The 15,094-nt window shown below is 74.9% G+C and carries 8 protein-coding genes; 7 read left to right on the top strand and 1 reads right to left on the bottom strand.

From position 1 onward, the window contains the following. Nucleotides 1–16 precede the first annotated feature (16 nt). The 3 genes from J4709_RS19190 to J4709_RS19180 all read left to right on the top strand — a co-directional run bounded on the left by J4709_RS19190 (nt 17) and on the right by J4709_RS19180 (nt 4,720). On the top strand, nt 17–862 hold the full coding sequence (locus J4709_RS19190; RefSeq protein ID WP_208242596.1) for a DegV family protein: 846 nt from the start codon (nt 17–19) through the stop codon (nt 860–862). A gap of 94 nt (nt 863–956) precedes the next feature. After that, a complete protein-coding gene (locus J4709_RS19185; RefSeq protein WP_208242594.1) occupies nt 957–1,706 on the top strand; it encodes a ComEA family DNA-binding protein in 750 nt (249 codons plus the stop codon). A 956-nt stretch (nt 1,707–2,662) separates the two neighbouring features. After that, a complete protein-coding gene (locus tag J4709_RS19180; RefSeq protein WP_307801362.1) occupies nt 2,663–4,720 on the top strand; it encodes a ComEC/Rec2 family competence protein in 2,058 nt (685 codons plus the stop codon). A gap of 154 nt (nt 4,721–4,874) precedes the next feature. Here the strand turns inward: J4709_RS19180 and J4709_RS19175 are convergent, their stop codons facing one another. Then, on the bottom strand, nt 4,875–5,666 hold the full coding sequence (locus J4709_RS19175) for a hypothetical protein (RefSeq protein WP_208242589.1): 792 nt from the start codon (nt 5,664–5,666) through the stop codon (nt 4,875–4,877). Nucleotides 5,667–6,165: 499 nt separating this feature from the next. Here J4709_RS19175 and J4709_RS19170 point away from each other — a divergent pair, with 499 nt between their 5' ends. The 4 genes from J4709_RS19170 to J4709_RS19155 are packed head-to-tail and all read left to right on the top strand — an operon-like array spanning nt 6,166 to nt 15,093. After that, a complete protein-coding gene (locus J4709_RS19170) occupies nt 6,166–7,257 on the top strand; it encodes a tRNA nucleotidyltransferase/poly(A) polymerase family protein (protein WP_232383759.1) in 1,092 nt (363 codons plus the stop codon). Further along, the gene (locus J4709_RS19165; protein WP_208242585.1) at nt 7,254–8,996 is read left to right on the top strand and encodes a hypothetical protein; all 1,743 of its coding nucleotides are present in this window, start codon (nt 7,254–7,256) and stop codon (nt 8,994–8,996) included. Before J4709_RS19170 ends, J4709_RS19165 begins: the two co-directional genes overlap by 4 nt. Continuing rightward, entirely contained in the window at nt 8,993–11,884 is a 2,892-nt protein-coding gene (locus tag J4709_RS19160; RefSeq protein ID WP_208242583.1) for a WD40 repeat domain-containing protein, read from the top strand. Before J4709_RS19165 ends, J4709_RS19160 begins: the two co-directional genes overlap by 4 nt. Then, nucleotides 11,875–15,093: a WD40 repeat domain-containing protein gene (locus tag J4709_RS19155; RefSeq protein ID WP_208242581.1), complete on the top strand. Its 3,219-nt coding sequence runs from the start codon at nt 11,875–11,877 to the stop codon at nt 15,091–15,093. The genes J4709_RS19160 and J4709_RS19155 overlap by 10 nt, the downstream gene beginning before the upstream one ends. Nucleotide 15,094 lies beyond the last annotated feature (1 nt).

Below are 15,094 nucleotides of genomic sequence, written 5' to 3'. Positions count from 1 at the left end.
GAGTAATGTCCCGTTCATGGGCAGCGCCGTCGCGGTCGTCACGGATTCCACCGCCTACCTCCCGCCGGGGCTCGCCGAACGGCACGGGCTGACCGTCGTCCCCATGCAGATCTCCCTTGGCGGCGCCATGCGCGATGAAGGGGACATCAGCGGCGAGGAAGCGGTCCGGGCGCTGCGAGACCGGCGGCCCGTCACCACCTCCCGCCCCTCGCCCGGACGGTTCCTCCAGGCTTACGAGAGCGCCGCGGAGGCCGGCGCCACCGCTGTGGTGTCCGTCCATTTGTCCCCCGCCATGTCGGGGACGCTCGCCGCCGCACGCCTCGCCGCGGCAGACGCGCCCGTACCCGTCCACGTCGTCGACAGCGGGACCATCGGGATGGGCCTCGGGCTCGCCGCGCTGTCCGCGGCTGCCGCCGCGATGGCGGGCGCGGACGCCGAGACGGCCGCGGACGTCGCCGAGCGCCGCGCCGGTATGTCCCGGTCGCTGCTCTATGTCGACACCCTCGAGCACCTGCGCCGCGGCGGCCGGATCGGCGCCGCCGGCGCGCTGCTCGGCTCCGCGCTCATGGTCAAGCCCCTCCTGGACATCGCCGGCGGCCGGATCATCCCGCTGGAGAAGGTCCGCACGGCCGCCCGGGCCCTGGCCCGGCTGGAGGAGATCGCCGTCGAGGAGGCGGGCGCCCGCCGCGTCGACCTCGGCGTCCAGCACCTCGCCGCCGCCCACCGCGCCGACGCCCTCGCCGCCCGGCTCCGCGAGCGCATCCCGCACGTCGAGGACGTCTACGTGGGCGAGGTCGGCCCCGTCATCGGCGCCCACGTCGGCCCCGGCATGCTCGGAGTGGTGATCGCCCCGCACCTCTGACCTGTCTTCCCTGGTCAGCTGAGGTGCGGCCCGGGTTATCCACATTTTCCGCGGGGCCTGCTCGCGGGCGGGCGGCGCACCTAGCGTCGGCTTCATGACAGCCAACGACCGCCTGCAGTCCCTCGCCGACCGGCTGAAGCCCTCCGAACAGCCGCCGTCGGCCCGGCTGCGCTCCGGCCCGGAGAAGGGGAACGTCCGCGTCCTGGCCGTCATCGCGGTGATCGCCGCGCTCGTCGCGGCCGGCTACCTCTGGCTGGCCCGACCCCGGCCCGACCCGGCGCCCGCCGCCGCGGACGCCGGCGCGACCGAGGTCGCCGGGCCGGACGGCCCGGCCTCGCCCGCACCGTCCGGCCCGTCGCCCGCCGCCGTCCCGGCCGGCGCCGCGAGCCCGGCGTCGGTGGTCGTCGTCCACGTCCTCGGCAAGGTCAAGCACCCGGGCGTGGTCACCCTGCCGTCCGGCTCCCGCGTCGAAGAGGCCATCAAGGCCGCGGGCGGGGTGCGTCCCGGCGCCGGCACCGGCACGCTCAACCTCGCCCGCAAGCTCGTTGACGGCGAACAGATACCGGTCGACATCCGACTGCCCTCACCCCCGCCCGGCGCACCTCCACCGGGCGAACCGCCGCCCGCCGCGGGCGGGTCCGCCGCGCCCGGGACGCCCATCGACCTCAACACCGCCACCGCCGCCCAGCTCGACCAGCTCCCCGGCGTGGGCCCCGTCCTCGCCCAGCGCATCGTCGACTACCGCACCCAGCACGGCGGCTTCCGCTCCGTCGACCAGCTCCAGGACGTCGACGGCATCGGCGCCCGCCGCTTCGCCGACCTGAAACCGATGGTGCGCGTATGACCCACGACCTCCGCCTGGTCTGGCCGGCCCTCGCCGCCTGGACCACCGCCGCCCTGACGATCGGCTTCCCGTCCGCCGTCACCTGGACCGTCGCCGCCACCACGACCGCCGCCGCCCTCTACCTCCTCGTACCGTCCCGCCGCCCCCGCCAACAAACCCGCCCCGAACGCCCCGAACACGCCGCTCCCGCAGCCCCGGCGCCACCTGCCTCGGCGGATCCGCCCCCACCCTGCCCGGAGAGTCTCGGTCACGCTGCTCCGGGCGTCCCGATGCCGTCCGCCTCGGCGGACCCGCTCCTGTCTCGCCCTGAGAGCCCCGAACGCGCCGCTCCAGCCGCCCCGACTCCACCTGCCCCGGCGGGTCCGCTCATGCCCCGACCCGAGAGTCCTCGACGCGCCGCTCCCCCCGCCCCGATCCCGCCCGCCCCGGTGGACCCGGCCTTGCTTCGCGGAGAGGGTCCTGGACGTGGCGGTCCGGCCGTCCGGAAACCCCCCGACCCGACGAACTCGCTCCTGCCCCGCGTAGAGCGGCCCGCACGCGCCGCTCCGAATTCGGCCGCCCCGAGAGGCGCGCTCACCCCGACAGACCCGGCCTTGCCCTGCCCTCCACGCCCCGCACCAGCCACAACGAGAATCAGTCAGCGCGATCGGCGATTGGCCGGTCCGATGCCAAGGCGTGAAAGTTCGTCCACCTCTCAGGGCGCGCTTCCGCTACCGGGCGCGGTGCTGGAAGAACCTCCGCACCCGCACGCAAGCACCGCATCTTCCCCGGATGCCGGCCGAAGTCCTGACGATCGTGAGCGACCGGCGAGGCGAGGATCGGCGCCGGGCCAGGGACGTTGGGCCGCTGCCTTCCTGGCCCTTCTGCGCTCAAGGGACGGCCTCTGGTCTTCCCGGACGGTCAATCGGCGCCTGTTGGGGATGGTGCTGGTCTGTGCGGCCGCATCCTCGACGGGCGTGGCATTCCGCGCGACCGCCATCGGCACCGGGCCGGTGCGGGCGCTCGCCCGCACGGGAGGAACGTCGTCGGCCGAGGCGGTCCTCACCGGGGACCCGCAGGCCAGGAAGGCCGGCGGGCGGCCCATGGTGATCGTCCGGGCGCGGGTCGAGGAGGTCGCCCGGACCAGAGTGCGCGTGCCGGTGCTGCTGATCGCGCACGACCGGCGGTGGCTCGGTCTCCTGCCGAGCCAGCGGGTGCGGCTGCGCGGCCGGTTCGACAAGCCGCGCGGCGCCGAGCTGCTCGCCGCCGTGGTGATCGTGCGGGGTCCGCCCGCGCTCCTCGGCCGGCCGTCCGCCGTCCAGCGCGCCGCCGAGGCCGTCCGGGGACGGCTGCGCGCGGCGGTCGACCGGCTCCCGGCCGACCAGCGGGGAGTCCTGCCCGGCATGGTCGACGGCGACACCTCCCGGCTCGATCCCGCCCTCGCCGAGGACTTCCGCACCGCCGGTCTGAGCCACCTGCTGGTCGTCTCCGGCGCCAACCTCGCCATCGTCATCGGCGCGGTCCTCTGGCTGTGCCGCACCGCCGGGCTCGGCCGACGGCGCGCCCCGCCGGTCGCGGTGGCTGCGGTGGCCGCGTTCGTGCTGGTCGCGCGGCCGGACCCGAGCGTCCTGCGGGCCACGGTCATGGGCCTGGTGGCGCTGCTGGCGCTGTTCACCGGACGGTCCCGGCCGGGGGTGCCCGCGCTGTGCGCCGCGGTGCTGCTGCTCGTCCTCATCGACCCGGAACTGGCGCGGTCGTACGGCTTCGCCCTCTCCGTACTGGCGACGGCGGGCCTGCTCGTCCTCGCGCCGCCGTGGCGGGAACGGCTCGCGCGCCGTCTGCCCGGGCCGCTCGCGGACGCCCTCGCCGTCGCGGCCGCCGCCGAGGTCGCCGTGGCCCCGGTTCTGGTGATGCTCTCCGGCGAGGTCGGCGTGGTGTCCCTGCTGGCGAACCTGCTGGCCGCGCCGGCCGTCGCACCCGCGACGCTGCTCGGTGCCCTCAGCACCGCCATCGCGCCCGTCTCCCTGCCGCTCGCCCGCCTGACGGCCTGGCCCGCCGGCCTCGCCGTCGGCTGGATCATCTGGGTCGCCCGGACCGCCGCCGCGCTCCCGTACGCCACCATCCCGTGGACGGGCGGCGGGCTCGGCGCGGTGACACTGCTGCTGGCCGGCGGCGTCGCCGTCCTGATCCTGCGCCATCCCCGGCTCCGCATGGCCGCGGTCGCGGCCATGGCCGGCGTGCTGGTCGCCGTCGTCGTACTTCGCATCACGGCGCCCGGCTGGCCGCCGCCGGGCTGGCAGCTGGTGGCGTGCGACGTGGGCCAAGGCGACGCGCTGGCGCTCGCCGCTGGACCCGGCCGCGCCGTCGTGGTGGACACGGGCCCCGCGCCCGGGCCGGTCGACCGGTGCCTGTCCGGCCTGCACGTGATGGACGTGCCGCTGCTGGTCCTGACGCATCCGCACGCCGACCACATCGGTGGGGTGTCCGGGGTCCGGCGAGGCCGCGCCGTCCACGAGATCCTGAGGACGCCCCTGACCGACGGCGCCGAGAACCGCTTCATCGCCGGCCTCCCGACGCGCCCCGCGCTCGCCGGGCGGCAATGGCGCGTCGGCGACCTCACCCTCGCGATCCTCGCGCCAATGGCCATCGGCCCCGCCCTGACCCCGCAGGACGACGGCACCACGATCAACAACGCGAGCGTCGTCCTGGTGGCCCGCCGCCCCGGGTTCAGCGCCCTGCTCGCCGGCGACGTCGAGACCGACGCGCAGCGCGCTCTGGAAACGAGCGTCCCTCGCGTCCAAGTCCTGAAGGTCCCGCACCACGGCTCCCGCAGCCAGGACCTCCGCTTCCTGGCCGCCGCCCACGCGTCGATCTCCCTCGTCTCCGTCGGCCGCGACAACGACTATGGCCACCCCGCCCCCTCGACCCTCGCCCTCCTGCACCACCTCCACACTCAAGTCCACCGCACCGACCAGGACGGAGACATAGCCATAGTCCGCACCAAATCCGGCATAACCGCCATCCCTCACCACTAACCCATCGGGCGCCGCCGATGGCGCCGATCTTCTCCGACTCGCTGCTCGGTGCGGCGTTCGGCGTAAGCCCGTATCCGGGTCGGGTCCTGTGGTCATTGTGTGCCGGCCGAGGGGCGTAAATGATCATCGCAATGAGAACGAGGTTCGCATCGTGTCACCAGGCCCAACGGAATCCGACGGCGGCGTTCTCAAGGAAGGGCACGAAACGGTGGGCGCAGCCTTCGGCATCCAGGACGGCGGGTTCCTGATGCAGGACGGTTCCGCCGCGAAAGTCGTCCCACACCGTCCACCACACCCGCCCCGGACGGTGCTCCGGGGAGAACTCGACGACGATGTCCACATTCTCGCACCGCGCATGCGCCACCCGGCGGTATTCGAGGGCCGGGCCCGCCTGCGCCTCGAATTCCACGTCGTACTCCAGAGACGCCACCTGCCCACGGCACAGCGGCGTGCTGAGCGTGATCTCCACGACCGGCGAACTGTCCGCGAAGTCGTGCCGGGCGGTGATGTGACCGCCGCGCTGGACGTGCACGCGCCGGGCCCCGCCGGGCAGCCGGTACGGATAGCTGGTGACGGCGTCCTCGCAGGCCAGCAGCGCCCGGGTCGTCCGGTGCCCGATGACCGTCCCGGCCGGGCCGATCCGGCGGCGCTCGAAGATGGAGATGGTGCGGTGGCGCTGCGGGAGCGGCACGAACTGGGGGCCGCGCAGGCTGTTCACGACCGGCCCGCCGGAGCCCGCCGGGTCGGGGAAGCGGAGCGTCCAGAGCCGCTCCCGGTCTTCGCCGGTCATGCCGAACGCCTCGGCGAACCACGTCAGGGTCTCGGCGCTGACGAGGTCGCCGGCCAGTGCCCGGTACACCCGGTCCTTGATCTTGCGCGGCAGCGCGGTGTCGGTGTCCGGCCGCTCCCCGCTGCTCCACAGGTGCTCGGCGATCACTTTGGCCACGGCCGCCTTGTTCAGTGCGCCGTCCGGGAGAACACGGCCGAGGCGCCGTTCCCAGCACCGGCGATAAGGGCCACGCTGCAGAAGGAGCGAGACAAGGAGCCGGCCGGTGGCCGCGGCCCCGTCCGTGCTATCCCGGGACGTGCTCGAATGCGACACATCTGCGACAAACGGGTGCTCTGATGAAGGCATCTGATCCATGTCGATCACGGTGGGGGCCTGGAATCGGGCGAAGGTCTCGGGGCGTGTGAATCGATCGCGAAAGGTGTCCTGCGGAGGCGGACATGGTCGATCGCCTTCGAGCATACGTGCCGGGGACTTTCGCGGCGGGCAGGTCCCATCGCCGGCCGCGCCGGCCGCCGTTCAATCCGCGAGGTAGCACATGCAGGAACCCGTTTCCGTCTCGTCCGCGCCGGAGCCTTCCGGCGGCTCCGGCTTTTCGCGTGTCCCCGGCGGTTTCGGTCTTGCCGACCATTACGTGCGCTGCGGGGGGCTCGCGGTGATGGTCGACGACCGGATCGACGGCCGCAGGATAGCGGGGTTCGTCTACAACGCCCCTGCCGGGGCCGAGACGCCGCTCGACTCCTACGACCATGTGCTGGTCGATGGTGACGAGGGAGTGCCCGTCCGGTCGTTGCCGGAATGTCTGGACAGGGTGGAGCGGTGCGGGCCGCTCCCGCCGCAACGCAGCCCGGAGGCGATCCACCGGGTGGAGGACGTGGCGGTGGACATGCCCGACGTGGTCGGGCGGCTCACCGACGGGGCACCGGAGCCCGTCGGCCCGTTCTTCGCCCTGCTGTTCGCGCGGGTGTGGGAACTCGGCCACCTGATCTGGGCGGTCGGGGGCGTGGTCCGCGACCTGGTCGGCGACGGGCCCGGCGCCAAGGTCAACGATCTGGACTTCTCCGGCACCGTGCCGCCGGGGCTGATGGCCTCGCTGGTCCGCGACGTCCTGTCCGGAATGGGGATCCGGGGGTGCTACCCCATAGTCAAGGTGTCGTCCGGCCGGGTCTGCTCGGCCACACTCGAGCAGCACGGCGAGCCTCTGCTGGAGTACAAGGCGCTGGACCTGCGCGGGTTCCCCTTCGCGGTGACCGGCGGTGATCTGGGCCGCGACGCCGAGGTACGCGACCTGACGGTCAACAGCATCCACTACGACCCGCGTTACCGGCTGATTCTGGACCCGACTAGGCGGGGTCTGGCCCATCTCGGGTGCGCGTCCGGAGTACAGGACGTGGACGACGTCGAGGACATGGGTGGCGCGGACGGCGGCGTCGTGCGGGTGCTGTGGGTCCCGTACCGGGACGGCGTCCCAGCCGAACAGGCCGGCGTCCTGTTGCGGCTGGTGAAGTTCGTGGTGCGGTGGCGCGGGGAGGGGCGCCGCATCGAGTTTGCGCAGCCCGTGCACTGGGCCGCGGCGCTGCCGGCCGATCTGCTGTCACGGGTCTCGGCCGACGGCTGGAAGAGGCTCCGGAAGGCACGCGACGCCTATCTGGGGCACTATCCGGCGGCGGCCGCCCTGGAGGCGGCTGGCGACATCGGGCCGATGGCCGTCCGGCTCCTGCGCGAGCTCGACGTCAGGGGCGGGAGATGAGCGCCGTGCACAGGCCCTTGAGCGAATGGGTGACCGAGGTCGCGCTTCAGCGGGACGGTACCGGTACCTGGGATCCGCAGGCGGAGCCGAACAGCGGTGACCGGGCGCGTGACGCCCGCCGCGATCCTCGCTTCGAGGAGGGCTGGGAGCGCCGGCGGATCGTCCTCGAGTCCGCCTCCGGCGAACGGCACGGCGTGCTCGGCCTGGTCCGGGCCGAACCTGGCCCGGACGGGGTGGAGGCGGCCGCCGAACTGACCCATGCGGGCGCTCCGGTGCTGGTGAGCGAGGCCGGGATAGCCGTCGTCGAGCGGCTGGAGCGGCAGTGGCCGCAGGTGCGCCAGGACCCGGCCGACCTCGCCGTCCTCGCGGCCGAGCCGGTGGTCCTGCGCTGGTCGCTCGTCGGACGGCTGGTGGAGGAGGGCGACCCGGGGCCCGAGATGTTCCACATCCTGCCGTGGGAGCTGGTCGAGCGGTCGTCCCGCGGCCTGATCGGCGCGATCGACGCCGGTCGCGGGGCCTCCGGCGTGCTGCTGATGCACTGGTTCGCCCCCACCGGTTCGTGGTTCGGCGGAGCGATGGACCAGATGAGCCTGTGGCTGCGGGACGCCGGGGCGGCCGGGCTGGCCGAGCACGGGGGCATCGCCCTGTGCGAGGAACTCGCCGACGCCGATTTGGGCCGTTTTCCCGAGCCGGCTCGCCGGGCGCTGGCGGAGCTGACCCGGCGGCTGGCCGGCCTGGACGCCGGTGTTCGGGGGGTCGCGCAGCAGGCGACGGCCCGGCTGTCGGGCACGCCGACCGCTCCGACCGCACCCGCCGCACCGACCGCACCGGGCACGCCGACCGCACCGGGCGCACCGGGCGCGGCGGATTCGGAGGGCGCGCAGGGGCCGTCCGCTCCGCCCGACGCAGGGGTGTCCGCGGAGATGGTGGAGGCGGTCACGAACTGGCTGAGGGACCTTCCCGTGATCGGGCCGGGGGAGCGGTCCGCGGACGTCGGCGGGGGTCCCATGCGCTTGGCCGTCACCGAGCAGGAGGACGGGGGCGAAGTCGTCCTCGAGGTGCCCCCGTCGGCGGGGGACGTGCCCGTCATCGTGCGGGCCGAGGCCGACGGCGGCGCCGTCACCTACCTCAAGTGGCTCACCGGCGGCCGCATGCGTCTCGAGGTGGACTCCCCGCCTCCCTACGAGGTGGGGCCCGCGCCGCGCCGCCCGCGCTCGGGAAGGGCCTCGGCCGGGGGGCACACCGTGGTGCCGTGGCCGGGGCGCGAGGGCGAGCTGGCGGAGGGGGTCCGCTCCGAGCCGCTGACGCTCCAGCGGGCCCTGGCCGATTACACGCCGGACGAGCCGAGGGACGAGCGGATCCTCGTGGTGCCGCACCTCGATCTCAAGGTGACCGTCTATGAGAGCGGCGACGGGCGCCTGATCGTCAGCGCGTCCGTGAGCTCGCGGGAGGCCGACGGCCGGTGGCTGGAGCTGGTGCTGCACGAGGCCGGCGGCGGGTCCTCGCGCGAGTGCGTCATCCCGCTGCGGTGGGCGTACGACGCGGCGGAGGGGGCGCTGATCGTGGGCGGCTGGCAGGACAGCCTGAGCGTTTCGGTCGGCCCGGAGCTGGTCGGCGATCCGGCGCTGCTCTCCCCGGAGGCGGTGCGGTGGTCGGCCGAGCATGCCAAGGACGAACGGACCGGCGAGGCCCTTCGGAGTCTCCTGCGGGGCCCGGCCGACCCGGGTGGCACGCCGTGACCGGGTTCCGCGCCGCGGTCTCGCGGCTGCGCGCCCGGCTTTTCGGCGGCTGGTCGCAGCCGCCGTGGCGGCGCCGCCGGCGGGTCGTGCGGCTGCCGATCGTGGTCGCGGAGGAGCAGGGCGGCAGGGTCCTCACGCTGGAGGTGAGGGTTCTCCGGTTCAAGCGCGCGAACCCGGCCGTGCTGAAGGGGCCGCCTCCGACGCACGACGACGGGGGAATGCGGGAGTCGTTCAACGAGGCGCTGGAGTGGGCGAAGGGCCACCCTCGCTTCCGTGCTCGTTCGTTCAACCGCTGGTGCCTCCTGCCGTACGGCGACGACCGCAGGAAGGTCGACGACGTCGGCGGGCCGTCGGCGGGCGGTGCGATGGCGCTGGCTCTGGCCTACCTGCATGGCCTCACACCGGACGCGCGCGCCCCTTACGACCGACGGACGGTGCTGAGCGGCCGGGTGACCCGGGACGGCGCGCTCCTCGGAGTGACGAAGTTCCGGCGGAAGGTGATCCCCGTGGCGGAGCTGAGGCTCAGGCTGCTGGTCTCGCCCGCCAACTGGGCCGAGGTCCAGGCCGAGGCGGAGCATCGAGGTCCGCGTCTGCAGACGGAGAAGGCGGATGACGTAGCGGCGTCCCTGGCGCTGATGCGGATCCATCCGTCCCGCCATCCGTACTGGATGGCACCCCTGCTGGTCGTGATCGTCCTGGCGCTGGCCGCGGTCTGGGCGGTCGGGCGGGCGCGGGGCGAGCGGGACGCCAGGCGGGTGCGCGAGCTGGCCTCGATCACCGGCCGGGACGCCCGTACCGAACCGGGCCTCGCGGCGGTGGCCGCGCTGGCGGCGCAGCGGCTCGGGCCGCGGAAGCCGGAGGCGCGGGACGCGCTGCTGCGGGTGGCGGCGGTGGACCCGCGGCTGCGCGGAGTCGCCGCAGGCGACCGGCCCGCCGGCGCGGTGGCGGTCTCGGCCGACGGCCGCCGCGTCGCGGTCGGGGGCGACGGCCACCGGGTGCGGGTGCAGGAACCCGGCGGCGGCCGGTACCGGGCGGCGCACCACGGCGGCGGCGGGGTGACCGCGCTGGCCTTCACCCCCGACGGGCGGTCGCTGATCAGCGGGGACGAGAACGGGCTCGTCGTCCGCTGGGACGTCACGGGCCGGGTTCCGCGGCCGATGGGGGAGGGCTCCGCGGGCGGCGCGGTCCAGCGCCTGGCGGTCTCGCCGGACGGCGGCCGGCTGGCTGTCCTACGGGCCGGGCGTGGCGCGGTGATCTGGCCATGGGCCGCCGGGCCGCCGGCCCGGGCGGGCCTGCTGCCGCACCACGCCGCCGTCCCGCTGCCGGTGCTGGAGCCCAACGACGTCGCGTTCGTCGACGACGGCTCGGTGGCCGTGACGAGCGCGAAGCGGGGGGAAGTGGAGGTGGCCGTCCACTCGGCGTCGTCCGGCCGCCGCGAGCGGGTCCTGCGCCCGGCCAACCGCTCGGTCTTCAACGGTTCGCACGCGCTCGCTGTGGCGCGCCTGGCCGATGGCCGCCGCGTGCTGGCGGTCGGACGCCAGATCATCGGCAAGGGGCCCCCGTTCGGCCGGGTCACGGTGTGGGAGACCGGCCGCTGGAAGGTCGTGCGCGAGATCGAGGACCCGTCGGGCGTGATCCGGCTCGCGGCGGGACGGGACGGCGACCGGCTGGTGGTCGGTTCGTCGGGGGCGCTGAGGCAGGACGTTCCGACCGCCCTGAAGGTCCTGGATCTGAACACCGGGAACTGGCTCGGACCGGAGCTCGGCGGGCGCGCCATGCGGTTCCGGGGGGAGCCGCAGCTCGACGCGGCGGGCGGCAGGCTGGTCGCGCTCACCGACGCCTGGCATCCGACGGACTGGTCGGTGCGGCCCGGGCCGGCCCTGCACAAGGGCCTGGTCACGCAGGTGCGCACCGATCCCCGCGCGCGGGGGCGGGTGATCACCGCGGGCATGGACGGGCTGGTCCGGGTGGTCGAGGTGCCGAGCATGCGGATCGTGCAGACCGTCGATCTGAGCGGGTACGGCCCCATCCTGGCGCTCGCCGTCACCGCCGACGGGAAGACTCTGCTGACCGGCCACATGGACGGCCGCGCCGTGGTGTCGGACCGCGACGGCGGCCGGGTCGTGCGCGTGCTGGGCGGGCGGACGCCGCACGGGCTGGGACGCGTGCTGTCGATGGCGGCCGACCTGCGGGCGGGCCGGGTCGCGGTCGGTGACCTCCAGGGCACCGTCGAGGTGTGGGAGCTGCGGGACGGGCGGCTTCTACGCACCGTCCGGACCGCCGGGCACGGGGCCGCGCGAACCCTGCTGTTCGTCCCGAGCAGCGGCGAACTGATCGTCGGTTACGACGGAGACCACGCGGCCATCGTTCCGCCGGTCGGCGAGCCGCGGAACTTGGGCTTCCCCGGCGGGCTCGCGGTGGCCGTGCCGCTGGCGTCCTCGAAGCTGCTCGTCGGCGCCGGCACCGGCGACCTGGGGGTCACCGACCTGCGGCTGCGGCGGACCGGCGTGCAGCCGACGGCCCGGGTCACCGGCACCGTGATGAACATCGCGGTCTCGCCGGACCGGAAGACCTGGCTGGTGCCGGACCAGGCCGGGTCGGTCCGCGTCATCGACGCCGACGACGGGAGCGAGATCGCCGCGGTGAACCCCGCCGACGGGCACGGGCTGACGGTGGCGCCGCTGTACAGCGCGGCCTTCACCGGCAACGGTCGCTACGCGGCCTTCGGATCGGGGAGCGGCCGGCTCGTCGTGCTCGGCCTGACGTCGAAATTTCTCGTGGGGCGGGCCTGCTCGCTGCTGTCGCCGTGGGCCGCGCACGACCCGGACATCGCCGTCCCGGAGGAGGCGCACATGAGAGCAGGGGAGGCGCTGGCCGCATGCAAGTGACGGAACGGGAACCCGAAGAGCTCACGCGCATCGTCGAGCAGTGGCGGACCAGCGGCGGGAAGGGCCGCTCCAGGAAACTGGAGACGGCCGACAAGATCGCCGAGGTGTTCGTCCGGGGCAAGTGGCTGCTGGATGCCGCCCGGCGCGCGGCCGGCGACGATGTCGACGTGCTGGCCAGGCTGAGGGAGGGTGAGTTCGCGGAAGCCGTCCAGGGGAAGCTGTACGCCTCGGGCGCCCCCTACCCCTTCCTTGCCCGGCGCCTGCGCGCCTTCCTGTACGCCGCGGAGACCGTTCGGCATCGGTGGCACGGCCGCGATGCGGACGCGGAGCGGTGCCTGGAGACGGCCCTCGCTGAATGGGCCGGCGCGGACCGCACACCCGCTCCGGTGGCCCGCGCACAGGTGCTGGACCTCGTCGATCTGCTCGCCGCCGCGCCGGACGGGCCCGCGCCGCGGACGGTGCAGATGAGCGTGCCGGTGCGCGGAAGGGCGGGGTACGAGCCGGTGACGCTCGTCGCCGAGGCCGTCGACCTGCCCGAGGGGCGCCCGCCCTGCGCATGGCCGTGCCCGAAGGAGATGGCGTTCACCGAGATCGACCCGCTGACCTGTGGCGAGGCGGCGGCGGTGACGGTGTCGCCGCCGGACGGGCCGGTGGCGGGCGTGCGGTGGCGGCTCGTCGCGGCGAGCGGCAAGGGCCGCGACACCGTCCCGCGGACGCCGCTCGCCGCGCCGCTGGCCGTGCTGGCCGACGCGCTCGCCACCGGGACGCGGCTCGACCCGGCGCTGACGGTCGTGGCCAGGCTGGACGGGGGCGACCGGCTTTTCCCGGTCGAGGACGACGAGGGACTCGCTCGCTTCGCGGAGGAGAACGGCAAGCGCCTGATCCTGGGAAGGGAGCAGGCCCCCGAGCCGCGGCCGGTGCGCGCACGGGTCATGCGGCTCGGCGTCCGCGCGCCGCAACGGCTCCCGGCGCCCGATGTGGCGACGGCGCTCCGGCTGGCCCGAAGGCGTCCGAGCCGCCGGCTGAGGTGGGCGACCGTGGGCGTGGTGGTCGCGCTGCTCGCCGTGGCGGGCGGGTACGCGCTCCACAGTCGCGGCGATTCGGGCAAGGAGGCCGAACGCCAGGCCGACCTCCGGTCGGCGCGCGGGATCGCCGGCGAGGTGGCCGGGCACGCGACTGCGGAGCCCGGGACCGCGCTGCTGCGGGCACTGGCCGCCCAGCGGATCTCCTCGGGGAGCGGCGGTGCGCGTTCGGCTCTGCTGAACGCGGTCTACGGCGACTTCCGACTGCGCGAGCTGCTGCGCGGCGCGCCTTCCCCGCTGCGTTCGCTGGTGATGGCGGCCGATGGCCGCACGGTTGCCGCGGCCGGCGGCACGGCGGAGGTCGCCGTGTGGTCCCTCGTGGCGGGGGCGCCGCAGGTCCCGCGGAAGGTCGCCACCGCAGGCGCGGTGACGGCCCTGGCCCTGGCCCCGGACGGGCGGACGCTCGCCTACGCCGGCCGTTCTGCCGGCGTGCGGACCGTCGCGCTGGCGCCGGCAGGGCGATCCGGTGCCCTGCCACTGCCCGGCCGAGGGGCCACTGTGAGAGCCCTCTCCTTCTCGACGAACGGAAAGGATCTCGCGGCGGCGACCGGTGACGGTTCCCTGCTGTGGCCGGGAGCCGCGCAGAAGCCGCCGGTCCGCTTCGCCGAGGGCGCCGACGTCGCAGCGCTGGCGTTCGCGCCGAAGGGCGGGGCGCTCGCCCAGATCACGGCCGGCGGGGAGGCCTCGTTCTGGCAGAGGTCAGGCAAGGCGGCCGAGCGCACCGGCGCGATCGACCTCCAGTCGCCAGGGACCGGCATCGTCTACGACCAGGACGGCAAGGCCGCGTTCGCCATGACCGCGAACGGCTTCATCAGCCCCCTGGACGCACGGACGGGGAAACGGCTCCGCAAACCCGTCTTCGCCGCTGAGGGGAGCCGCCCGCTGCCGGTGACGGACGGCACGCTGTGGCTCGCCGGGGAGAAGGGCCTCGTCCCCGTCCGCACCGCCGGGCTGCTCCTCGATGGGGAGGTGAGTGCGGCCGCCCCGGTCGTCGGGGAGGGAGCCCCCGTCCAGGGCGCGGCGGCCGTGAGCGGGGACGGCGGCACCACCGTCACGCCGGCGGGGCCTGGTGCGCTGGCCGTCCACGGACAGGCCGACCGCCGCATGTTCAAGCAGTGGGTGGCGGGCGCGTCCGGCGTCGCCGTCCTTCCGGACAGCGGCAAGATGCTCCTCCTGACGGGACTGTTCGGGAAGCGTGCCTGGCTGACGGTGTACGACCCGAGCACGGGGCGTGCCGACGCCGAGGTCTCCTACCCGTCGAAGTACAGCCTCTCGCCGGGCGTGCTCAGCGCGCGGTCGAAGTCGGCGGCGCTGGTCACCGCTGACGGGCACGTCCTGGTGTGGCGCTGGGACGGCGGCCGCCGTCTCGAGCGGATCGGTGACCTGCGCCCGCCGCCCGGCCCCGCCGTCCGGCCCAAGGCCGCGCTGGACGAGGACCGTGGCCGGCTCTATGTGTCCTGGGCCGACCGGCTCGTCACCTACGCCTACGACGGCACGGCGCCGCCGCGGGAGGTCTCGGAGAGGACGCTGGCGGACCCGCTCGCCTGCCTGGCCGTCGACGCGCAGCGCGCCCGGGTCGTCGGCTGCACCCGGACCGGCATGATCATGTGGCCGCTGGACAGGGGCGGCCGCGCCGGGCGGCCGGTCCCGCTCGGTTCGCACCCCGCGGTGCTGGCCGTCGTCGTCCAGGACGGAACCGTGGTCGCCGCTGGGCCCGGCGGCGACGTCTTCGCCTACGACGTGCGCGACCGGCAGGTGAAAGAGCGGGCACTGCCCGGGGAGTCGATGTACGTCGGCACGCTGACCGCAGTCGGGAACGACGCCGTGCTCTCCGCCCGGACGGGCTACATCGACGTCATCGACGTGCGCTCGGCCGAACGCCTGCTGCGCGTCAGATACCCCGAGCCGGCCGACCCTCCGCTCGCCACCTGGCAGGACACCGGGGGGCTGCATTTCGCGCTCGGATTCGCCGCCATGCAACTCGACATGGTCCTCGATGCGAAGGCGCTCGCCGCGCGCGCCTGCCGGATGGGCGGCTGGCGCGGCGTGAGCCCCACGGTCGGCGACGCGGTGCCGGACGCGCCGCAGCGGCTGCGCGACCGGCCCCTGTGCCCGATGGGGGGCTGAG

This window comes from Actinomadura violacea, assembly GCF_017573465.1.
In the GTDB taxonomy this organism is placed as follows: domain Bacteria; phylum Actinomycetota; class Actinomycetes; order Streptosporangiales; family Streptosporangiaceae; genus Spirillospora; species Spirillospora violacea.
This window is presented reverse-complemented; position numbering and strand designations above follow the sequence as displayed.

Bases quoted from the DNA above. Each gene is read 5' to 3' on its own strand.
- J4709_RS19155 (WP_208242581.1), top strand. From the start codon at position 11,875: ATGCAAGTGACGGAACGGGAACCCGAAGAGCTCACGCGCATCGTCGAG.
- J4709_RS19185 (WP_208242594.1), top strand. From the start codon at position 957: ATGACAGCCAACGACCGCCTGCAGTCCCTCGCCGACCGGCTGAAGCCC.
- J4709_RS19165 (WP_208242585.1), top strand. From the start codon at position 7,254: ATGAGCGCCGTGCACAGGCCCTTGAGCGAATGGGTGACCGAGGTCGCG.
- J4709_RS19190 (WP_208242596.1), top strand. From the start codon at position 17: ATGGGCAGCGCCGTCGCGGTCGTCACGGATTCCACCGCCTACCTCCCG.
- J4709_RS19170 (WP_232383759.1), top strand. From the start codon at position 6,166: ATGGTCGACGACCGGATCGACGGCCGCAGGATAGCGGGGTTCGTCTAC.